This is a genomic window from Kosakonia sacchari SP1, from assembly GCF_000300455.3.
GTDB classification, from domain to species: Bacteria; Pseudomonadota; Gammaproteobacteria; order Enterobacterales; family Enterobacteriaceae; genus Kosakonia; species Kosakonia sacchari.
Genome location: NZ_CP007215.2, coordinates 3,397,579 through 3,418,979, shown reverse-complemented (window position 1 = coordinate 3,418,979; position 21,401 = coordinate 3,397,579). Strand labels below are relative to the sequence as shown.

General features: G+C 55.8%; 22 protein-coding genes. 9 read left to right on the top strand and 13 right to left on the bottom strand.

What is annotated here, in order from left to right; translation table 11 throughout:
- Positions 1 to 22: 22 nt before the first annotated feature.
- The 4 genes from fur to ybfF all read right to left on the bottom strand — a co-directional run bounded on the left by fur (position 23) and on the right by ybfF (position 2,643).
- Positions 23 to 469, bottom strand: a complete 447-nt coding sequence (fur, locus tag C813_RS39200; protein WP_007373881.1) for a ferric iron uptake transcriptional regulator — start codon at positions 467 to 469, stop codon at positions 23 to 25.
- A 292-nt stretch (positions 470 to 761) separates the two neighbouring features.
- Complete coding sequence (gene fldA, locus C813_RS39195) at positions 762 to 1,292, bottom strand: flavodoxin FldA (RefSeq protein WP_017455917.1); 531 nt, start codon at positions 1,290 to 1,292, stop codon at positions 762 to 764.
- A 163-nt stretch (positions 1,293 to 1,455) separates the two neighbouring features.
- Positions 1,456 to 1,737: a LexA regulated protein gene (gene ybfE / locus C813_RS39190; RefSeq protein ID WP_017455918.1), complete on the bottom strand. Its 282-nt coding sequence runs from the start codon at positions 1,735 to 1,737 to the stop codon at positions 1,456 to 1,458.
- A gap of 132 nt (positions 1,738 to 1,869) precedes the next feature.
- Positions 1,870 to 2,643, bottom strand: coding sequence for an esterase (gene ybfF / locus C813_RS39185; protein ID WP_017455919.1), 774 nt, complete (start codon positions 2,641 to 2,643; stop codon positions 1,870 to 1,872).
- A 182-nt stretch (positions 2,644 to 2,825) separates the two neighbouring features.
- Between ybfF and seqA the strand changes: the two genes are divergently transcribed.
- Together seqA and pgm are read left to right on the top strand one after the other, a co-directional pair.
- Positions 2,826 to 3,383 (top strand): replication initiation negative regulator SeqA, encoded by a 558-nt coding sequence (gene seqA / locus C813_RS47015; protein ID WP_017455920.1) that lies wholly within the window; start codon positions 2,826 to 2,828, stop codon positions 3,381 to 3,383.
- Positions 3,384 to 3,407: 24 nt separating this feature from the next.
- Positions 3,408 to 5,048: a phosphoglucomutase (alpha-D-glucose-1,6-bisphosphate-dependent) gene (pgm, locus tag C813_RS39175; protein WP_017455921.1), complete on the top strand. Its 1,641-nt coding sequence runs from the start codon at positions 3,408 to 3,410 to the stop codon at positions 5,046 to 5,048.
- A gap of 51 nt (positions 5,049 to 5,099) precedes the next feature.
- On the opposite strand, the gene C813_RS39170 is transcribed toward pgm, so the two are convergent.
- The 7 genes from C813_RS39170 to kdpF are packed head-to-tail and all read right to left on the bottom strand — an operon-like array spanning position 5,100 to position 13,350.
- Positions 5,100 to 5,528 carry an EamA family transporter gene (locus tag C813_RS39170; protein WP_017455922.1) on the bottom strand — a complete coding sequence of 143 codons (429 nt, stop codon included), beginning with the start codon at positions 5,526 to 5,528 and terminating at the stop codon, positions 5,100 to 5,102.
- A gap of 33 nt (positions 5,529 to 5,561) precedes the next feature.
- Entirely contained in the window at positions 5,562 to 6,239 is a 678-nt protein-coding gene (kdpE, locus tag C813_RS39165) for a two-component system response regulator KdpE (protein WP_017455923.1), read from the bottom strand.
- Positions 6,236 to 8,923 carry a two-component system sensor histidine kinase KdpD gene (gene kdpD / locus C813_RS39160; RefSeq protein WP_017455924.1) on the bottom strand — a complete coding sequence of 896 codons (2,688 nt, stop codon included), beginning with the start codon at positions 8,921 to 8,923 and terminating at the stop codon, positions 6,236 to 6,238. Before kdpD ends, kdpE begins: the two co-directional genes overlap by 4 nt.
- Before the next feature lie 3 nt (positions 8,924 to 8,926).
- Complete coding sequence (gene kdpC, locus C813_RS39155) at positions 8,927 to 9,502, bottom strand: potassium-transporting ATPase subunit KdpC (RefSeq protein ID WP_017455925.1); 576 nt, start codon at positions 9,500 to 9,502, stop codon at positions 8,927 to 8,929.
- A 13-nt stretch (positions 9,503 to 9,515) separates the two neighbouring features.
- Positions 9,516 to 11,564 carry a potassium-transporting ATPase subunit KdpB gene (kdpB, locus tag C813_RS39150; RefSeq protein ID WP_017455926.1) on the bottom strand — a complete coding sequence of 683 codons (2,049 nt, stop codon included), beginning with the start codon at positions 11,562 to 11,564 and terminating at the stop codon, positions 9,516 to 9,518.
- 20 nt (positions 11,565 to 11,584) lie between these two features.
- Positions 11,585 to 13,261, bottom strand: a complete 1,677-nt coding sequence (gene kdpA, locus C813_RS39145) for a potassium-transporting ATPase subunit KdpA (protein ID WP_017455927.1) — start codon at positions 13,259 to 13,261, stop codon at positions 11,585 to 11,587.
- Entirely contained in the window at positions 13,261 to 13,350 is a 90-nt protein-coding gene (gene kdpF, locus C813_RS39140; protein WP_017455928.1) for a K(+)-transporting ATPase subunit F, read from the bottom strand. Before kdpF ends, kdpA begins: the two co-directional genes overlap by 1 nt.
- Before the next feature lie 402 nt (positions 13,351 to 13,752).
- Here kdpF and C813_RS39135 point away from each other — a divergent pair, with 402 nt between their 5' ends.
- The 7 genes from C813_RS39135 to nei all read left to right on the top strand — a co-directional run bounded on the left by C813_RS39135 (position 13,753) and on the right by nei (position 19,685).
- On the top strand, positions 13,753 to 13,959 hold the full coding sequence (locus C813_RS39135) for a YbfA family protein (RefSeq protein WP_017455929.1): 207 nt from the start codon (positions 13,753 to 13,755) through the stop codon (positions 13,957 to 13,959).
- Positions 13,960 to 14,391: 432 nt separating this feature from the next.
- On the top strand, positions 14,392 to 15,804 hold the full coding sequence (phrB, locus tag C813_RS39130; protein WP_017455930.1) for a deoxyribodipyrimidine photo-lyase: 1,413 nt from the start codon (positions 14,392 to 14,394) through the stop codon (positions 15,802 to 15,804).
- A gap of 10 nt (positions 15,805 to 15,814) precedes the next feature.
- Positions 15,815 to 16,558, top strand: a complete 744-nt coding sequence (locus C813_RS39125) for a type 2 GTP cyclohydrolase I (RefSeq protein ID WP_017455931.1) — start codon at positions 15,815 to 15,817, stop codon at positions 16,556 to 16,558.
- Between the two features lie 11 nt (positions 16,559 to 16,569).
- The gene (gene pxpB, locus C813_RS39120) at positions 16,570 to 17,226 is read left to right on the top strand and encodes a 5-oxoprolinase subunit PxpB (protein ID WP_017455932.1); all 657 of its coding nucleotides are present in this window, start codon (positions 16,570 to 16,572) and stop codon (positions 17,224 to 17,226) included.
- Complete coding sequence (gene pxpC, locus C813_RS39115; RefSeq protein ID WP_017455933.1) at positions 17,220 to 18,152, top strand: 5-oxoprolinase subunit PxpC; 933 nt, start codon at positions 17,220 to 17,222, stop codon at positions 18,150 to 18,152. The genes pxpB and pxpC overlap by 7 nt, the downstream gene beginning before the upstream one ends.
- The gene (gene pxpA, locus C813_RS39110) at positions 18,142 to 18,879 is read left to right on the top strand and encodes a 5-oxoprolinase subunit PxpA (protein WP_017455934.1); all 738 of its coding nucleotides are present in this window, start codon (positions 18,142 to 18,144) and stop codon (positions 18,877 to 18,879) included. Before pxpC ends, pxpA begins: the two co-directional genes overlap by 11 nt.
- A gap of 14 nt (positions 18,880 to 18,893) precedes the next feature.
- Entirely contained in the window at positions 18,894 to 19,685 is a 792-nt protein-coding gene (nei, locus tag C813_RS39105; protein ID WP_017455935.1) for an endonuclease VIII, read from the top strand.
- A 46-nt stretch (positions 19,686 to 19,731) separates the two neighbouring features.
- On the opposite strand, the gene C813_RS39100 is transcribed toward nei, so the two are convergent.
- Positions 19,732 to 21,018 (bottom strand): citrate synthase, encoded by a 1,287-nt coding sequence (locus C813_RS39100; protein WP_017455936.1) that lies wholly within the window; start codon positions 21,016 to 21,018, stop codon positions 19,732 to 19,734.
- 203 nt (positions 21,019 to 21,221) lie between these two features.
- Positions 21,222 to 21,380 carry a hypothetical protein gene (locus C813_RS47750; RefSeq protein WP_425284205.1) on the bottom strand — a complete coding sequence of 53 codons (159 nt, stop codon included), beginning with the start codon at positions 21,378 to 21,380 and terminating at the stop codon, positions 21,222 to 21,224.
- Positions 21,381 to 21,401 lie beyond the last annotated feature (21 nt).

Below are 21,401 nucleotides of genomic sequence, written 5' to 3'. Positions count from 1 at the left end.
GCTTTTTAGGCTTCAAAAGCTGTTATTTCGCGTCGTGCGCGTGTTCATCTTCGCGGCAGTCACCTTCGGCGCAGTGACCGTAAAGGTAAAGACTGTGGTTAGTCAGGCGAATGCCGTGTTTCGCGGCGATTTCACGCTGACGCGCTTCAATGGAGTCATCACTGAATTCAATCACCTTGCCGCAATCGAGGCAGATCAGGTGATCGTGGTGATGTTGCTGAGTCAGTTCAAAAACGGACTTGCCGCCTTCGAAGTTATGACGGGTCACAATCCCGGCGTCGTCAAACTGGTTCAGTACACGGTAAACCGTTGCCAGTCCGATCTCTTCGCCCATGTCGATCAGTCGTTTGTATAAATCTTCCGCACTGACATGATGGTTATCCGGTTCCTGAAGCACTTCAAGGATTTTTAACCGAGGAAGCGTGACTTTCAGGCCGGCCTTCTTTAATGCGGTATTGTTGTCAGTCATGCGGAATCTGTCCTGTTGCTATACGATTCACTTCCTTAGCGGAAGTTATAAGGAATGCACCTGGGGTAATGCGTCTCATTATAGAACTGCCATGGCTGGATGAAAACTGCAAGCCCTCAAGTAAAGTAAGCTTATAAAACGTGGTGTCGCCAGCAAAGTCCTTTACGGCGGCACCCAGTTTAGCAGGGCTCATTGTACAGCGATGGATAAAAAAGTTAAAAATTTGTAGCAATTATTTCCATTGCTTTTATCTATTAATACGGCGCAATCCACAGATTACGCCGTAAAAAACTCAGGCATTAAGGATATCGTCCAGGTGCAACTCTTCGCGAACCTGTTTTACCCATTTTTGAACGCGTTCGGAAGTCAGCTCAGGTTGACGGTCTTCGTCAATCGCCAGGCCAACGAAGTGGTCATCGTCCGCCAGACCTTTAGAGGCTTCAAAATGGTAGCCCGCAGTCGGCCAGTGACCAACAATGGTCGCGCCGCGCGGTTCGATGATATCGCGAATGGTGCCCAGCGCATCGCAGAAATATTCCGCGTAATCTTCCTGGTCGCCACAGCCGAACAGCGCAACTAATTTACCGTTAAAGTCGATCTCTTCCAGCGTCGGGAAAAAGTCATCCCAGTCGCACTGCGCTTCACCATAGTACCAGGTAGGAATGCCGAGCAACAGAATGTCATACCCTTCGATATCTTCTTTGCTGCTCTTGGCAATGTCATGTACGTCGGCAACGTCTTTACCAAGCTGACTCTGAATCATTTTCGCGATGTTTTCGGTGTTGCCGGTGTCGCTGCCGAAGAAAATGCCTGTAATTGCCATGAGTAAAATAACCTCTTGAAACTTAATGAGTATGGTGGTGGCGCTACGCCTACAGATAAGGGCAATCATAGCAGAACAGGGAAGCACGCGGAAACTGCTATCGCGTCGGACTGCACTGTATGACACATGAAAGTGTTATTTCGATGATGTTTCGGAGGATTCGCTAGCCGCGCAATGCCTTCAGCTGCGCCAGCAGCATCTCTTCGATAAGCTCGCTGCGGCTCATATCACGCGCTTCCGCCAGCTCGTTTAACGCATCGACGGCTTCCACGTTGAGTTTTAATTCGACACGCTTAAGCCCACGAACTTTATCGCGTTTTAGCTGATTGCGTTTGTTGATGCGCAATTGTTCATCGCGCGAGAGCGGGTTTGTCTTCGGCCGTCCCGGGCGACGCTCATTCGCGAACAGATCTAGTGTCGTACGGTCCGTTTGTTCTTTAGCCATGGTCTAAGCATACTACGGGAAAAACAAGCAATCGGGCGGCGCGCCCGGGCTGAATAGCGCGCCATCATACATCAGCACAACGGACACGCCAACGACCGGGCGCGTTGAAACGACCAGTCGCCGCCTTTTTAATCAATTTGTCTTTTCAGCGAGATAGCGACGAATAGCACGCAAAACCGCGTCGGGTTTCTCGGCATGAACCCAATGGCCGGCACCGGCAATCACATGCGCTCGCGCTTGTGGGAACTGCGCCAGCAGCGTGTCACGGTAGGCTTCAGTGACGTAAGGGGAATTTCCACCGCGAACAAACAGAGCCGGTTTGTTCCAGGCCGGAACCGTTTCCCAGCCGACAATATGCGGGTATTGCTCCCATAACACCGGCACGTTGAAACGCCACGTACCGTCGACAAAGGATTTCAGCAGGAACTGAATGACACCTTCTTCATTTATATGTTCACGCATCAGGGTTGCAGCTTGCTGGCGAGTGGATGCTTCTGCATCACTGACCGCGTTGATGGCGGCAAAAATTTCGTCATGGCGGCGCACCTGGTAATCCACAGGCGCAATATCAATCGCCACCAGTTGATCAATACGCTCTGGCGCGAGCGCTGTTAACGCCATCACGGCTTTACCGCCCATGGAGTGACCAATAAAGGTCGCTTTGTCGAACTGATGAGCGTTCAACGTATCCAGCAGATCCTGCGCCATGGCCGGGTAGTTCATTTCTGAAGAGCGGTCTGAAAGGCCGTGGTTACGCATATCCACTTGCAACACGTCATGATCCTGAACCAGTTCACGGGCGAGCACTCCAAGATTATCAAGGCTACCGAAAAGACCGTGAACAAGGACGATCGGAGAATTGTTGTGCGGATGTTGCGCAGTTTGCGCGCGCGTATTCAATTTCATGGCAAAGTTCTTTTTTTCACTGATTCGGGTTAGGTTATTATGTTGAACATTCTGCCGCCCGGCCGCAAGGTTAAGAATTACTCTTACTTTTGCCGCCATCCTGGTTTGACGCTATCCGCTGTTGAGATTTCACTTTATAATCCCAACACTTGTATTCAGATAAGATATCGCACTGGATTAAGATGAAAACGATCGAAGTTGATGATGAGCTCTACAGTTATATTGCCAGCCACACGAAGCACATTGGCGAGAGCGCATCCGACATTTTACGGCGCATGTTAAAATTTTCCGCCGTTCCTCAATCATCACAGCCTGCCGCTTCCCTCGCGCCAGTAAAAGAGACGCGTACTGTCAGCACCGTTGAAGGGGTTAAACCGACAAACACCGCCAAAGACAAAGTCCGTGCCGTGCGCGAGCTGCTTCTGTCTGATGAATACGCCGAGCAGAAAAAGGCGGTGAATCGTTTCCTGCTGGTGCTGTCTACACTCTACTTACTGGATGAAAAAGGGTTTACGGAATCCACCGAGTCTCTGCATGGGCGCACCCGCGTATACTTTGCCGCGAACGAGCAAACGCTTTTGCAAAACGGCAATCAAACCAAGCCGAAACAGGTGCCGGACACCCCTTACTGGGTCATCACCAACACCAATACGGGTCGTAAATGCAGCATGATCGAGCACATCATGCAATCAATGCAGTTCCCCGCGGAATTGATTGAAAAAGTTTGCGGCACAATTTAATCCTTGCATTGAAAGGACCAGGCAATGGCTAACCATCCGCGTGCGGGGCAACCTGCACAACAGGGCGATTTGATCAACGTCGCTCAGCTTACTGCGCAGTATTACGTGCTGAAACCGGAAATTGGAAATTCAGAACATGCGGTGAAGTTCGGAACATCCGGTCACCGTGGCAGCGCAGGTCGCCACAGCTTCAACGAGCAACATATCCTCGCCATCGCTCAGGCTATCGCCGAAGAGCGTGCGAAAAACGGTATTACCGGCCCGTGCTATGTGGGTAAAGATACCCACGCGCTGTCTGAACCGGCGTTTATCTCTGTGCTGGAAGTGCTGGCAGCCAACGGTGTGGACATTATCGTGCAGGAAAATAACGGCTTCACGCCGACGCCTGCCATCTCAAACGCTATCCTGGTTCACAACAAAAACGGCGGCGCGCAGGCTGACGGTATCGTTATTACGCCATCACATAACCCACCGGAAGATGGTGGGATCAAATACAACCCGCCGAACGGCGGCCCGGCGGACACCAACGTCACCAAAGTGGTGGAAGATCGCGCTAACGCACTGCTGGCAGATGGCCTGAAAGGCGTAAAACGCATTACGCTGGATGCCGCGCTGGCGTCCGGTCATGTGACGGAAAAAGATCTGGTACAGCCGTTTATTGAAGGGTTGGCGGATATCGTCGATATGGCGGCTATCCAGAAAGCGGGTCTGAAACTGGGCGTTGACCCGCTGGGTGGCTCCGGTATTGAGTACTGGAAACGCATTGCTGAGCACTACAAGCTGGATTTGACCATCGTTAACGATCAGGTCGATCAGACGTTCCGCTTTATGCATCTCGATAAAGATGGCGTTATCCGTATGGATTGCTCCTCCGAGTGCGCCATGGCGGGCTTGCTGGCGCTGCGTGACAAGTTCGATCTGGCCTTCGCCAACGATCCGGACTACGATCGTCACGGCATTGTTACACCGGCTGGCCTGATGAACCCGAACCACTACCTGGCGGTGGCGATCAATTACCTGTTCCAGCACCGTCCGCAGTGGGGCAAAGAGGTAGCCGTTGGTAAAACGCTGGTTTCCTCGGCGATGATCGACCGCGTAGTGAATGACCTGGGCCGCAAACTGGTGGAAGTGCCGGTCGGCTTTAAATGGTTTGTTGATGGTCTGCACGATGGCAGCTTCGGCTTCGGCGGCGAAGAGAGCGCGGGGGCTTCGTTCCTGCGTTTCGACGGCACACCGTGGTCAACGGATAAAGACGGCATCATCATGTGCCTGCTGGCTGCGGAAATCACCGCCGTCACCGGGAAAAACCCGCAGCAGCACTACGATGAGCTGGCAGAGCGTTTCGGCGCGCCGAGCTACAACCGCTTGCAGGCTTCTGCTTCTTCCGCACAGAAAGCGGCACTGTCTAAACTTTCCCCGGAAATGGTTAGCGCCAGCACGCTCGCTGGTGATCCGATCACCGCGCGTCTTACTGCGGCACCGGGCAACGGCGCATCCATTGGCGGGCTGAAAGTGATGACCGACAACGGCTGGTTCGCCGCGCGTCCGTCAGGCACCGAAGACGCCTACAAAATCTACTGTGAAAGCTTCCTTGGTGCTGAACACCGTAAGCAGATCGAAAAAGAAGCGGTAGAGATTGTCAGCGAAGTGCTGAAAAACGCCTAAGCGCTGAAAAGAAAAGGCTCCCTAGGGAGCCTTTTTACTGCCTGTTAGCGATTACCCCAGCGCCACCATCAGCGCCCCGGCGGTGATCAGCGCGACACCCGCGCCAGAAATCAAAGAAACCTTTTCGCCAAACAGCACCACTGCCAGAATCACCGCAAACACTACGCTTAGCTTATCAATCGGCGCCACGCGGGACACGTTACCGGTTTTGATCGCCATAAAGTAGAACAGCCACGACAGCGCCCCGGCCACACCGCTCAGCACCACAAACAGCAGCGCTTTTTTATCGGCGAAAACCGTCGAAATCAGCGACAGCTTGCCCTGAACCACCACCACGCCAACCAGAAAAATTGCCATCACCACCGCGCGGATGGCGGTAGCGGTATTAGCATCAAGATGTTGTAAACCGATTTTGCCGAAAATGGCCACCAGCGCAGCGGTCAGCGCCGACAACAAGGCATAAATTAACCAGGCACTCATGATTCCCCTCCCAAAAATCAGAAGGATACGCCGTCAGAGCATAAACCGGTAGCCGATACCTGTTTCCGTCAGTAAATGGCGAGGACGCGCCGGATCGACCTCCAGCTTTTGCCGCAGATGCCCCATATAAATACGCAGATAATGGCTGTGTTCCACGGCGTTTGGTCCCCATACCTGGCTAAGCAGCTGGCGCTGCGTCAGGACTTTCCCGTGGTTATTGAGCAGCACCGCCAGCAGGCGAAACTCAATCGGCGTGAGATGCAGTTCTTCCTCACCGCGTTGAATGCGGCGGTTAGCCAGATCGACGTGGATATCCGAAAAGGTGACCACCGGCTCATCGGGTGTGGCGGCGGCATGGCGGCGCAGCGCGACGCGCAGGCGCGCCTGCAATTCGCCAATGCCAAACGGCTTGCTGAGATAATCATCGGCACCTGCATCCAGCGCGGCGATTTTGTCGCTCTCTTCTGTACGCGCAGAGAGCACAATCACTGGCATCTTGCTCCACTGGCGCAGGTCACGGATAAAGTCGAGCCCGTCGCCGTCTGGCAGCCCCAAATCGAGGATCACCAAATCCGGTTTACGGGTGGCGGCTTCAATTAGTCCGCGCTGAAGTGTCTCTGCTTCATGGACGCGCAGCCCTTCGGCTTCCAGCGCGGTACGCAGAAAACGGCGGATAGCTTGTTCATCTTCAACAATCAGAACGTTGATCACAGATCCTCAGGTAATTCATCCAGTTGCGGCGGTGTTTCCCGTGGAAGTGTAACACAAAATAGCGCGCCGCCTTGTGGGCGGTTGCGGGCGGCGATGGTGCCGCCATGCACCTCGACAATCGCCTGGCAAATCGCCAGCCCCAGCCCAACGCCGGGAATGGCTGACTCTTTAGTACCGCGGGCGAATTTATCGAAAATCGCTGCTTCCTGGCCCGCGGGGATCCCCGGCCCGTTATCCCATACATCCAGCGTTAACTGGTCCGGTGTGCTGTGCGCGGTAATGCCGATTTCGGCGCGATGTCCGGCATATTTCACCGCATTTTCCAGCAGATTAATCAGCACGCGCTCAAACAACGGGCCGTCCACATGCACCAGCATCAGTGGGTCGGGCAGGTCGAGCGCAATATGCTGGCCGCCAAGCCCTGGCTCCAGCGTTCGCAACGCGCTGCCAATCACCTCTTCGAGGGTCAGCCACTCTTTTTTCAGGTTAAAGCCGCCAGACTGAATGCGCGCCATATCCAGCAAATTGTTTACCAGCCGCGTGGTATTCAGCACATGCTGGCGGATTTCGTTGGCTTGCGGCGCATGTGCTGAACCTTCGCTGGCCAGATCCAGCGTCAGGATCTCCGCCTGACCAAACAGCACCGTTAGCGGCGTGCGCAGATCGTGGGATAGCGCCGCCAGCAGCGAGTTGCGGATGCTTTCGCGCTCGCTGGCAAGCCGTGCTTGCTCTTCGCTGGTGGCTAATGCCTGGCGCTCCAGCGCGCTGGCGACCAGCAGGGTGAAAGTTTCCAGCAGGCGTTGCTGCTCCGGGATCATTAACTGACGCAGATTCGCCGGTTCAACAATCAACAAGCCATGGGTTTTTTGATCGCTTTTTAGCGGCAAAATTTGATACGGCACGCCGGGCAGCGTATCGGTGCCCGCGCCTGCCGGCTGGCCTTTATCAAAACTCCAGCGGGCGATGGCGTCATCCCACGGCGTCATACCGTGCGTCTGCGTCACAGCCGCCAACTGACCGTGGCTATCCGGCAGCAGCAGTTTGCTGCGCGCATTAAAAGTAGAGTGGATAAAGGTTTCGCTGGTCGCCGCGATATCCTGATTGCTACGCCCAACCGCCAGCGCTTTTGACATCTCATACAGATGGCGGGTGCGCTGCTCCCGGTAGCGCGCCACCCGCGCCTGGTAACGAACACCCGCCGTCAGGTTACCAATCACCAGGCCTACCGTCAGCATTACGCCAAACGTCAGCAGGTATTGCACATCGGAAACCGCCAGCGTACCGCGCGGGGCGATAAAAAAGAGATCAAAACTGACAACGTTAATCACCGTGGCGAAAGCGGAGGGCCAGCGGCCAAAAAATAGCGCCACCAGCACCACGCCAAGCAGATAGATCATCACCAGGTTGGCGGCATCAAACGCCGTCAGCCACTGCATAGCAATTAACGTAATGGCGGCGCAAAGCGCAAGCGCGACAACGCAGCCTTTAAGCTGCACGCGAAAGCGATCCATAAACGGTCGCCCATCCCCGGCGCGGGCGGGCAGGGGAGTTGGCGCATCTTCCAGCGCGATAATCACCAGATCGAGATCCGGCGCGCGCCTGGCAAGCTTGTCGGCAAAGGATTCCCGGCTCCACCACTGGTGTTTGTTGCGTCTGCCAATCAGAATTTTGCCGAGATTATGTTCGCGCGCGTAACGCAAAATGGCGCGGTCTTCCGCCGGATCGGAAAGGGTGGCGGTTTCTGCGCCCAGCTCCTGCGCCAGACGCAGCGAACTTAAAATCGCCCGCCGCTGCGGTTCCGGTAGCTTATGCAACGTTGGGGTTTCGACATACACCGCATGCCAGGCGCTGCCGAGCTTTGCTGCCAGGCGTGCGGCAGTGCGGATCAGCTTCTCATTGCCGGCACCGTGTCCGACACAAAGCAAAATCGCATCGCGCGTGTGCCAGACTTTTTCTTCGCCCTGGCGGTCGCGCCAGGCGCGCATTTGGTCATCCACGCGATCGGCTGTGCGGCGCAGCGCCAGTTCGCGCAGGGCAATCAGGTTGCCTTTTCGAAAGAAGTGTTCAATCGCGCGTTCCGCCTGACCGCCAATATAGACTTTGCCTTCGTGCAGACGCTGGCGCAGGTCATCCGGCGGTAAATCCACCAGCACCACTTCATCGGCGCTGTCAAAGAAAGGGTCCGGCACCGTTTCGCGCACCTGAATGCCGGTCACGCCGCTGACCACATCGTTCAGGCTTTCAAGGTGCTGAACGTTGACGGTGGTAAAAACATCAATTCCCGCCTCCAGCAGCTCTTCGACATCCTGCCAGCGTTTCGGGTGGCGCGAGCCGGGCGCGTTACTGTGCGCCAGTTCGTCCATCAAAATAAGCGCCGGACGCCGCGCAAGGGCGGCGTCCAGATCAAACTCCTGAATTAAGCGTCCGCGATGATGAATACGCCGGGCGGGCTGCGTTGCCAGCCCCTCCAGCAATGCGGCAGTCTCTTTTCGACCGTGGGTTTCCACTACGCCAATCAGAATATCCAGCCCTTGCGCTCGCAGCCGCTGTGCTTCCTGCAGCATCGCAAAGGTTTTCCCCACCCCGGCGCAGGCACCAAAAAAGACTTTCAGCTTGCCCCGGTGCGCGGTGGCGGCATGCTCCAGCAGGCGGTCGGGATTGGGGCGCAAAGGCTCATCAGTCATGCTTTATTTGTCCTTGAGCGCATCCAGCGCCAGATTAAGGTCCACCACATTCACCACCGGCTGGCCGATAAAATTCACCAGCGGCGTTGAGGTATGCTCCGCCACCAGCTTCGCCACCACCTGCACCGGCAGGTTACGCGCCTGCGCCACCCGTGGGATCTGCCATTCAGCGGTCTGCGGAGATAACTGCCCGTCAAGGCCGCTGGCCGAGGTGGTAATGAGTTCTACCGGAACATGCGTATCCGCTTGCGGGTTATCGGCCCGCAGTTGCGCGACGCGCTGCGCCACTTCTTTATCCAGCTCCGGGTTGCTACCCGCCAGGTTACTGCCGCCGGACGCCATAGGATTATAAGGCGCGTCCGCCGTGGCGGAAGGGCGACCATGAAAATATCCCGGCTGGGTAAAATCCTGGCCTAACAGGCGAGAGCCACGCACGTTGTCGCCTTCACGAATAAGTGAGCCATTGGCCTGATAGTGAAACCACCATTGCCCTAGCGCGGTGGTCAGTAGCGGATACAGCCCGCCAGTAATTAGGGTAAAGAGTATCAAAAGCAGAAATGCTGGACGTAATAAAGCCATTTTTATCTTCCTCTTACACCAGGCCGAATAACGTGAGAATAAGGTCGATCGCTTTGATGCCAATAAACGGCACGATCAAACCGCCCAGCCCGTAGATCCACAAGTTGCGACGCAGCATGGCAGAAGCGGTCAGCGGTTTGTAGCTCACCCCTTTCAATGCCAGTGGGATCAGAAACACAATCACCAGCGCGTTAAAAATAACGGCGCTCAAAATGGCCGACGCCGGGGAGTGCAGGTGCATCACGTTGAGCATATTCAGTTGCGGATAGGTTGCCGCAAACGCCGCCGGGATAATGGCGAAGTACTTCGCCACATCGTTAGCGATACTGAAGGTGGTCAGCGAGCCACGCGTCATCAGCATCTGTTTGCCGATATGCACTACTTCAATCAGCTTGGTGGGGTTGGAATCCAAATCCACCATGTTGCCCGCTTCTTTCGCCGCCTGCGTACCAGAGTTCATCGCGACCGCCACATCCGCCTGCGCCAGCGCGGGGGCGTCATTGGTGCCATCGCCGGTCATCGCCACCAGCCGGCCTTCTGCCTGATACTGGCGGATCAGCGCCAGTTTGGCTTCCGGGGTCGCTTCGGCCAGAAAATCGTCGACACCCGCTTCGGCGGCAATCGCGGCGGCGGTCAGGCGGTTATCACCGGTGATCATCACCGTTTTAATACCCATTTTGCGTAACTGGGCAAAACGCTCTTTGATGCCACCTTTGACGATATCTTTCAGCGCGATCACGCCCAGCACTTTTGCCCCTTCGGCCACCACCAGTGGTGTTGCCCCCTGGCGCGCCACGCGTTCGACCAGCGCTTCGACATCAGCCGGGAACTGACCGCCATTCGCTTCGATATGGCGGCGAATGGCATCGACGGAACCTTTGCGGATCATCCGATCCTGCACGTTAATCCCGCTCATCCGGGTTTGCGCGGTGAACGGCACAAAGGTCGCTTGCAGGCTCTGCATGTCGCGTTCGCGCAGGTTAAAGCGCTGTTTCGCCAGAATAACAATGCTGCGGCCTTCCGGCGTTTCATCGGCCAGCGAGGAGAGCTGTGCGGCATTGGCCAGCGTTTTTTCATCCACGCCCTGGGCGGGCAGGAAGTCCGACGCCTGGCGGTTACCCAGCGTGATGGTGCCGGTCTTATCCAGCAATAACACATCGACATCGCCCGCCGCTTCCACCGCGCGACCGCTGGTGGCAATGACGTTTGCGCCCAGCATCCGGCTCATCCCCGCGACACCAATCGCGGAAAGCAGCCCGCCGATAGTAGTTGGAATGAGACACACCAGCAGGGCAACCAGTACGGTGACACTCACCGGCGTACCGCCATACACGGAGAAGGGCCACAGCGTTGCCGTTGCCAGCAGGAACACAATCGTCAGCGCCACCAGCAAAATGGTCAGCGCGATTTCGTTCGGCGTTTTACGCCGCTGCGCGCCTTCGACCATCGCGATCATACGATCAAGGAAAGTTTCGCCAGGGTTAACGTTGCACTGGATCACCAGCCAGTCAGAGAGAATGCGTGTACCGCCGGTTACCGAGGCGAAATCGCCGCCGGACTCACGAATCACCGGTGCGGACTCCCCGGTGATCGCGCTCTCATCCACCGACGCGCCGCCTTCGATCACTTCGCCATCGCAGGGGATAATGTCGCCTGCTTCCACCAGTACGATGTCGCCTTTGCGCAGATCTTCCGCCGGAATGTGGTCGATTTGCGCGTCATGCTGCGGGGCACGAAGTTTGCGGGCAAACGCGGTCTTTTTCACCCCTTTCAGGCTATTGGCCTGCGCTTTACTGCGGCCTTCGGCCAGCGCTTCGGCGAAGTTGGCAAACAGAACCGTCACCCACAGCCACACGCTGATAGCGCCAGTGAACCACGCACTGCCGTCGAGATGACCGGTCGCCATTGCCAGCGCCAGCAGGGTGGTTAACACGCTGCCAATCCAGACAATAAACATTACCGGGTTACGCCACTGTACATGCGGGCTTAACTTGGTCACGGAATCCATCAGCGCCTGGCGAACAAGATTCGGTTCGAAAAGCGCCAGTTGTTTACGACTCATATAACGCGTCTCCGCCACTCTTAAAATTGCAGGTATTCCGCCACCGGGCCGAGCGCCAGGGCAGGAATAAAGGTTAAAGCGCCGACCAGTAACACGGTGCCAATCAGCAGGCCGATAAATAGCGCGCCATGCGTTGGCAGCGTGCCGGAGCTGGTCGGTTGAATTTTCTTCGCCACCAGCGAACCGGCAATCGCCATCACCGGCACAATCACACCGAAGCGACCAAAGAACATGCAAAACGCCAGCAAACAGTTCCAAAACGGTGTATTGGCGCTTAAGCCCGCAAAGGCGCTACCGTTGTTATTGGCGGCGGAAGAGACGGCGTACAGCACTTCGCTAAAGCCGTGAATGCCGGGGTTGAACATGCCGCTACGACCTGCGTCGGTCATCATTGCCAGCGCGGTGCCAATAAGTACCAGAGCCGGGGTGACAAGGATCGCCAGCGCGGTCATTTTCATTTCACGCACGTCAATTTTCTTGCCGAGGAATTCAGGCGTGCGGCCAATCATCAGCCCGGCGATAAACACCGCCAGCAGCACAAACAGCAGCATGCCGTACAGACCTGAACCCACGCCGCCAAACACCACTTCGCCAATCTGCATTAGCCACATCGGGATCATGCCGCCAAGCGCGGTAAACGAGTCGTGCATCGCGTTGACCGCGCCGCAAGAGGCTGCGGTGGTGACCACGGCGTACAAGCTGCTGGCCAGAATGCCGAAACGGCTCTCTTTCCCTTCCATATTGATGGCGCTATCGCCGCCGAGCGTCAGGAAGTGTGGGTTACCCTGTAATTCCGCCCACATCACAATTCCGGCGCAGATGACGAAGATAATCGACATTGCCCACAGCAACATGTGTCCCTGGCGGCGATCGCCAACCGCATCACCAAATGCGAAGCACAGCGCCGCCGGGATCAGGAAGATCGCCAGCATCTGCACAAAATTGGTTAAAGCAGTGGGGTTTTCAAACGGATGCGACGAGTTGGCATTAAAGAAGCCACCGCCATTTGTGCCGAGCATTTTTATCGCTTCTTGCGATGCTACCGGCCCCATCGGCATCAGATGTTGCACACCTTCCAGCGAGGTATAAGCCTGGTACGGCGAAAAGTTTTGCAGCGCCCCTTGCTGAATAAAAAACAGCGCAATCAGCAGTGCAATGGGCAGCAACAGCCACAGGGTAATGCGCGTGATATCGACCCAGGCATTCCCGAGCGTCTCCATACTGCGGCGTGAAAAAGCGCGGATCAGCGCAAAGACCACAGCAATACCCGTCGCGGCGGATAAGAAGTTTTGTACCGTCAGCCCAGCCATCTGGCTGAAATAGCTCAGGGTGCTCTCCCCGGAGTACGCCTGCCAGTTGGTGTTAGAGATAAAGCTGACGGCGGTGTTCAGTGCCAGATGCCAGGAGAGCCCCGGCAGGTTTTGTGGGTTGAGCGGCAAAATGCCTTGCAGCATCAGCATCGCAAACAGCAGCATCAGGCCGAAGATATTCAGCCACAAAATCGCCAGCAAATAGTGGCGCCAGTTCATTTCACGGGTATCGATACCGAGCCCGCGCCAGAGGAGGTTTTCCATACCGCGCACGCCGGGAAGCGGCTGCCCGGCGATCATTTTCGCCAGCAGCGAACCGAGCGGGCGCGCGAGGATAAACAATACCAGCAGAAAGCTGGCAATCAGAAGAAACGCCTGAGCGGCCATCAGAAAGCCTCCGCGTTGATCAGGGCATAAACCAGATAGCCCAATAACAGGAAAATCAGCACGATGCCGATGACTACGCCTGCACTCACAATCCACCTCCGGGGTGATTTAACGATGTGCAGAAAAAGTAGAATTTTTGGCGCAAAGATTTCGCAAAAATCGGCGGGCGAGGTGTAAAAAAAATATAAAAATCGCGCGGAGTGATGTGGATACGTATTGCCCCTTTCCCCGGGCAACTCTGTTTATCAAATAATCCACAATTTAACTGATGGTTAGTATTAATTTAACCATTTTGTAACTTATTTACCGGCTCAATGTAAATAAAGCCAAAATTGACAAAAAATAGTGGTCGGATGAGTAGTAAAATTACAAACAAAACGGTACTATTTTAACCAGATTTCAGTGCCGCCCTGGTTTTTACGTTAGTGGCTTTCAGTGGTGGCTAATTATTTTCCGGTGCTGCTTACCGGCCTGACAAAGGGGAGAGAATTATGGACACATACAAAGCGTTTCCGGCTCATATTGTGTTGATGCGACGTGCTTTCGCCGTTCTGGCGGGCGTGCTGGCGTTACCGGTAATGTTGTTCTGGAAAGACCGCGCACGTTTTTATAGCTATCTGCATCGCGTCTGGGCAAAAACCAGCGATAAACCGGTGTGGATGGAGCAGGCAGAGAAAGTAGCCTGCGATTTTTATTAATCGACGACACACAGCAAACCTTATCGCCACCGCCTTTGCGGTGGCTTTTTTTTACCTGCGACCTTTGACTACACTTACTGTGGGTAGAAAAAGGAGCCGTGATGCGCGAGAAAATCCCTGCTGACATTCGTGCCTGTTTGTCCGGAAAACCTGTCTGTTTTTACGGCGTCCATACAGAGCTTACCCTCGCAGCTAAATCGCTTTCTCCCCGACAGACATTTGTTTCGACCCGCCTTGCGCAATCCCACTCGTGCGCTGATGCCTGGCTTTTATCAAACGCTTTATGCCCGCCAGCGAACTCCAACCGCGGCTTGCGCCGAAGACTTTACTCAAACACTATATGGTTGAATTTCCCGACGCGTCCCTGGCCGGGAAACGCATTTTGCCCCCGGCCAGAGGCGCGGCGCTTACGTTACGGATATTAGGAGCGGTATGACCACCCATCTGGTCTGGTTTCGCGCGGATTTGCGCGTGCATGACAACCTTGCACTTGCTGCTGCCTGTCGCAGCGATAACGCGCAGGTAAAAGCCCTGTTTATTGCCACGCCTGCGCAGTGGCAGCAACATCATCTGGCGCCTCGCCAGGCAGCCTATCTCAATGCGCATCTCAACGCCTTGCAGCAGGCGCTGGCGGAAAAGGGCATTCCATTGATTTACCGGGAAGCGGCGGATTTTACCGACAGCGTACAAACGGTAGTGGAGGTCTGTGATAGCGAGCAAGTCAGCCATCTCTTTTACAACTATCAATACGAATTCAACGAGCGACAGCGCGACGCTGCAGTCGAAAAAGCGCTACCGAATGTCGCCTGCCAGGGTTTTGACGACAGCGTGATGCTGGCTCCCGGTAGCGTGATGACCGGCAATCATGAGATGTACAAAGTCTTTACGCCTTTTAAAAACGCCTTTCTGCGCCGGTTAAAAGAGGATTTGCCACAGTGTGTTGCTGCGCCGCATCCGCGTGAAGGTGTCGACGTCGCGCCAAAACCGATTACGCTTGATTACCCGCAGCAGGATTTTGACGAAAACCTGTTCCCGGCCGATGAGAAAAGCGCTATCGCGCGGCTTCGTCAGTTTTGCCTGCAGCAGGCGGCAGCGTATGAGCAGCAGCGTGATTTCCCGGCGATCGAAGGCACCAGCCGCTTGTCGGCGTGTCTGGCGATTGGCGCGTTATCACCGCGCCAGTGCCTGCATCGTCTGCTGGCTGAACAACCGCAGGCGCTCGACGGCGGGTCGGGCGCAGTGTGGCTCAATGAGCTGATTTGGCGCGAATTTTATCGCCATCTGATGACTTATCATCCGGCACTCTGTAAGCATCGCCCTTTTATCGCCTGGACTGATAAGGTGCAGTGGCAGGAAAACGCCGGGCATCTGCAAGCCTGGCAATGCGGCAAAACCGGCTACCCGATTGTTGATGCGGCGATGCGCCAGTTGAACGCCACCGGCTGGATGCACAACCGCTTACGGATGATAACCGCGAGCTTCCTGGTCAAGGACTTACTTATCGACTGGCGTCATGGGGAGCGTTATTTTATGTCGCAGTTGATCGATGGCGATTTCGCGGCGAACAATGGCGGCTGGCAGTGGGCGGCCTCGACGGGCACCGATGCGGCTCCCTATTTTCGTATTTTTAACCCGACCACGCAGGGCGAACGCTTTGATGCTGACGGCGCGTTTATTCGCCACTGGTTACCTGAACTGAAAAAGGTGCCGGAAAAATCGGTGCATCAACCCTGGGACTGGGCGGATAAACACGGGGTAAAACTCGATTATCCCCGCCCGATTGTTGACCATAAACAGGCGCGTACCGCCACGCTGGCGGCCTATGAAGCTGCCCGTAAAGCGTAAAGGAGTGATGATGAAAAATACCGAGCTGGAAACACTGATTAACGAAAAACTTAACAGTGCGGCGTTCAGTGATTACGGCCCGAACGGGCTACAGGTTGAAGGGCGGGAAACGGTACAGAAAATTATCACCGGCGTGACCGCAAGCCAGGCATTGCTGGACGAAGCGGTACGCCAGCAGGCGGATGCGGTGATTGTCCATCACGGTTATTTCTGGAAAAACGAAGCGTCGATCATTCGCGGGATGAAGCGTAACCGCCTGAAAACGTTACTGGCGAACGACATCAACTTGTACGGTTGGCACCTGCCGCTCGACGCGCACCCACAGCTTGGCAATAACGCTCAACTGGCGGCGTTACTCGGCATTAACGTAATGGGTGAAATTGAAGAATTGCTGCCGTGGGGCGAACTCTCCATGCCGGTTCCGGGAGGGGAACTGGCGTCGTGGATTGAGGCGCGTCTTGGTCGCAAGCCGCTGTGGTGTGGCGATACCGGGCCGGAAAAAATCACCCGTGTCGCCTGGTGTACCGGCGGCGGGCAGGGCTTTATTGATAAAGCGGCCCGCTTCGGCGTTGATGCGTTTATCACCGGCGAAGTCTCCGAGCAGACCATTCATTCCGCCCGTGAACAGGGGCTGCATTTCTACTCTGCGGGCCACCACGCTACCGAGCGCGGCGGTATTCGCGCGCTCAGCGACTGGCTGAATGAAAATACCGATCTTGACGTCACGTTTATCGATATTCCGAACCCGGCGTAAGGAGAGGGCAAGTGCAGCGAGCACGGTGTTATTTGTTAGGTGAAAGCGCGGTGGTGCTGGAGCTTGAGCCACCGGTACAACTGGCGACGCAAAAGCGTATCTGGCGGCTGACGCAGCGGCTGGCGGACGTGCCGGACGTGGTGGAAGCCATTCCGGGGATGAATAACATTACGGTGGTGCTGCGCGATCCCCATTCGCTGGCGCTTGATGCGATTGAGCGCTTACAGCGCTGGTGGGAAGAGAGCGAGGCGCTGGAGCCCGAGTCACGATCCATTGAGATCCCGGTGCTGTACGGCAAAGCGGCCGGGCCGGATCTGGGGCTGGTGGCGGAACACTGCCGGATGACGGAAAAGCAGGTCGTTGAGCTGCATGCTTCTATCGATTACGTGGTGTGGTTTCTTGGCTTCCAGCCCGGTTTCCCTTATCTGGGCGGGATGCCGGAGGCGCTTGCCACTCCGCGCCGCGCCGAACCGCGTGTGAGTGTTCCCGCCGGTTCTGTCGCCATTGGCGGCGCGCAAACCGGCATTTACCCACTGGAAACGCCTGGCGGCTGGAACCTGATTGGCCGCACCGATCTGGCGTTGTTCAACCCGCGCTTGCCGGAGCCGGTGCTATTACGTCCGGGCGACACGCTGCGGTTTGTGCCGCGCAAGGAGGGCGTATGCTGAAAATTATCCGTGCGGGAATGTATACCACCTTGCAGGGCGGTAAACGTATTGGCTTGCGCCAGTCCGGCGTCAGCTACTGCGGCGCGCTGGACGAACCCGCGTTGCAAATTGCTAATGCGCTGGTGGGGAACGCGCCGGCGGCGGCGGCGCTGGAAATTACTTTTGGTCAGTGCGAAGTGGTATTTGGTCGCGATGCCTGGTTTGCGCTTACTGGCGCAGGCTGTGAGGCGAAGCTTGACGGTAAAGCGGTGTGGACCGGCTGGCGGTTTGCCGCAAAGGCCGGGCAGCGACTGGTGTTGAAAAGGCCGTTGCACGGTGTGCGCAGCTATCTTGCGGTTGCCGGGAGCTTTGCCGTGCCGGCGGTAATGGGCTCGGTCAGCACCGATCTGAAAACCGCTATCGGCGGGCTGGAAGGGCGGCTACTGCGCGATGGCGATGTTTTGCCGCTGGGTGAACCTGTCCGTCATTTTCACACACAGCAAGGAGTAAAACAGTTGCTGTGGGGCAACCGTATTCGCGCGTTGCCGGGGCCGGAATATCACGAATTTGACAGCGCCTCGCAGGAGGCGTTCTGGCGTTTGCCGTGGCAGATAAGCCCGCAGAGTAACCGCATGGGTTACCGTTTACAGGGGCAGCCGCTGGTGCGCACTACGTCACGCGAACTGCTTTCCCACGGCTTGTTGCCGGGCGTCGTCCAGGTTCCCTCTAACGGGCAACCGATAGTGCTGATGAATGATGCCCAGACCACCGGCGGTTACCCGCGAATTGCCTGCATTATCGAGGCGGATATGTACCACCTGGCGCAGATCCCGCTCGGGCAGCCGATACACTTTGTTCAGTGCTCGCTGGATGAGGCGCTGAAGGCGCGGCGCGAGCAGCGTATCTATCTCGATCAACTGGCATGGCGTCTGCACAATGAAGATTGATTTAAACGCCGATCTCGGCGAAGGCTGCGGCAACGATGCGGCGTTACTCCAGCTTGTATCTTCCGCCAATATCGCTTGCGGTTTCCACGCAGGTGATGCGCAAACCATGCTGACCTGTGTGCGCGAAGCATTGCGTAACGGCGTGGCGGTGGGCGCGCATCCCTCATTCCCGGATCGGGAAAACTTTGGCCGCACGCCGATGCATCTGCCGCCGGATAGGGTCTATGCCCAAATGCTGTATCAAATTGGTGCGCTGGCGGCGATGGTGCGTGCCGAAGGCGGCAAACTGCACCATGTGAAACCGCACGGTATGCTCTACAACCAGGCGGCGGATGACGCGGCGCTGGCCGATGCCATTGCCGGAGCGGTTTATGATGCAGATCCCGCATTGATTCTGGTTGGGCTGGCGGGCAGCGAGTTAATTCATGCTGGCGAGCGTTATGGTTTGCGCACGCGCCAGGAGGTATTTGCCGATCGAGGCTACCTCCGCGATGGTCGATTGGTGCCGCGCAGTGCGCCGGGCGCGCTAATTGATGATGACAATCTGGCGCTGGCGCAAACGTTGGAGATGGTGCTTGAAGGCCGGGTGAGGTGCGTCAGCGGTGAGTTTGTTAATGTGCAGGCGCAAACGGTCTGCCTGCATGGCGATGGTGAGCATGCGTTGCTATTTGCCCGCCGCTTACATAGTGCCTTCGCCCAACGTGGCGTGTTGATTTCCGCCCACTAACGCAAGGAGTTTTTATGCCGGAAGGACCGGAGATCCGCCGGGCGGCAGATACGCTTGAAGCCGCTGTTAAAAACAAACCATTAACGGATGTCTGGTTTGGCCTGCCGTCGTTGAAGGGGTTCGCCGCTGATCTTGTGGGGCAGTGCGTTGAGAACATTGAAACGCGGGGAAAAGCGCTCCTGACCCATTTTTCCGGCGGGCTAACGCTTTACAGCCATAACCAGCTTTACGGCATCTGGCGCGTGGTTGAGGCGGGGGAGATCCCGCAAACCAACCGTGTGCTGCGCGTGCGGCTGCAAACGGAGCAAAAGGCGATTTTGCTGTACAGCGCGTCGGATATCGCGCTGCTCACGCCCGGGCAACTGGCGCAACATCCGTTTTTACAGCGTGTCGGGCCGGATGTGCTGGATATGTCGCTGACCGTGGCGCAGGTAAAAGAACGGCTGCTCTCACCCCGTTTTCGCCGTCGCCAGTTTTCGGGGTTATTGCTCGATCAGGCCTTTCTTGCCGGGCTGGGAAATTACCTGCGTGTCGAAATTCTCTGGCAAAGCGCCCTGGCACCGCAGCGCAACGTTTTGCAGCTAAGCGAAGAGCAACTCGACGTGTTAGCGCATGCGCTGCTGGATATTCCCCGTTTGTCGTATCAGACACGCGGCGTGGTGGATGAGAATAAACACCACGGCGCGCTGTTTCGCTTTAAGGTGTTTCACCGCGCAGGCGAACCGTGCGAGCGTTGCGGCGGGATAATTGAGAAAACCACCATGTCGTCCCGGCCGTTTTACTGGTGCCCGGCTTGTCAGCGTTAAAATAAAAAACGCGCCTTCAGGCGCGTTTTTTTCTGCGGGTTGGCTATCAATCTTTTTTCAGATCGGAGCTGAACTCGCGTTTTTCGTAACCGGTGTACAGCTGGCGCGGACGGGCAATTTTGATGCCATCGTCGTGCATTTCGTTCCAGTGTGCAATCCAGCCCACAGTACGCGCCATCGCGAAGATAACGGTAAACATAGACGACGGAATACCCATCGCTTTCAGGATAATACCGGAGTAGAAATCGACGTTCGGGTAGAGCTTACGTTCGATAAAGTACGGATCGTTGAGCGCAATGTGCTCAAGCTCCATCGCCACTTCCAGCAGATCATCTTTGGTGCCCAGCTCACGCAGCACTTCGTGGCAGGTTTCACGCATCACGGTTGCGCGCGGGTCATAGTTTTTGTAGACACGGTGACCGAAGCCCATCAGACGGAACGAATCGTTTTTGTCTTTGGCGCGGCGCAGGAATTCCGGAATGTGTTTCACGGTGCTGATCTCTTCCAGCATCTTCAGCGCAGCTTCGTTGGCGCCGCCGTGTGCCGGTCCCCACAGTGAAGCGATACCTGCGGCGATGCAGGCGAACGGATTCGCGCCAGAAGAGCCCGCGGTACGCACGGTGGAGGTGGAAGCGTTTTGTTCATGGTCGGCGTGCAGGATCAGAATACGGTCCATTGCGCGTTCCAACACCGGGTTCACTTCATACGGTTCACACGGCGTGGAGAACATCATGTGCAGGAAGTTACCAGCGTAAGAGAGATTATTCTGCGGGTAGACGAACGGCTGACCAATGGAATATTTGTAACACATCGCCGCGACGGTCGGCATTTTCGACAGCAGGCGGAACGCGGCAATCTCACGGTGACGCGGATTGTTAACGTCCAGTGAATCGTGGTAGAACGCCGCCAGCGCGCCAGTCACACCGCACAGCACCGCCATTGGGTGCGAGTCGCGACGGAAACCGTGGAACAGACGGGTGATCTGCTCATGAATCATCGTATGGCGTGTTACGGTCAGTTTGAACTCGTCAAACTGCTCCTGCGTTGGCTTTTCGCCGTACAGCAGAATGTAGCAGACTTCCAGATAGTTGGATTCGGTCGCCAGTTGGTCGATAGGGAAACCACGGTGCAGCAGAATACCTTCGTCACCGTCGATAAAGGTGATTTTCGATTCGCATGATGCGGTAGAGGTAAAACCTGGGTCAAAAGTGAATACCCCTTTTGAACCGAGACTACGGATATCAATCACATCCTGACCGAGCGTGCCTTTTAGCACATCCAGTTCAATAGCAGCGTCACCATTGTAGGTGATGGTTGCTTTCTTATCAGCCATTTACGGTCTCCTTAGCGCCTTATTGCTTAAGACCGCCAGTCACCGGATTTGCATTCAACTGCCCGTCAACGTTACCAGTTTGTTATTTAGCTCGCAGCTCTGTTGAGAGGAGGTACCAGGGTACAGAGCGATGGGCGCGTGCAAGTACACATTGAAAACACAGTGAAAAAACAGCAAATCAGCGTCTTAGCAGTCCGAATTTATCAAACCTGTATATCACTAATAACTGTCCTGATTACATCGGTCAATACCATCACACTGTTACATAACTTATTCTCAGGTGAAAGTAAGACCCCATAACTTTTGCGAATTATAAGCCCTTTCCGGCGTAGTTTGTAACAAGAATGTTTAACTTTTGTCAAATCAGATGATTAAAATTTAAA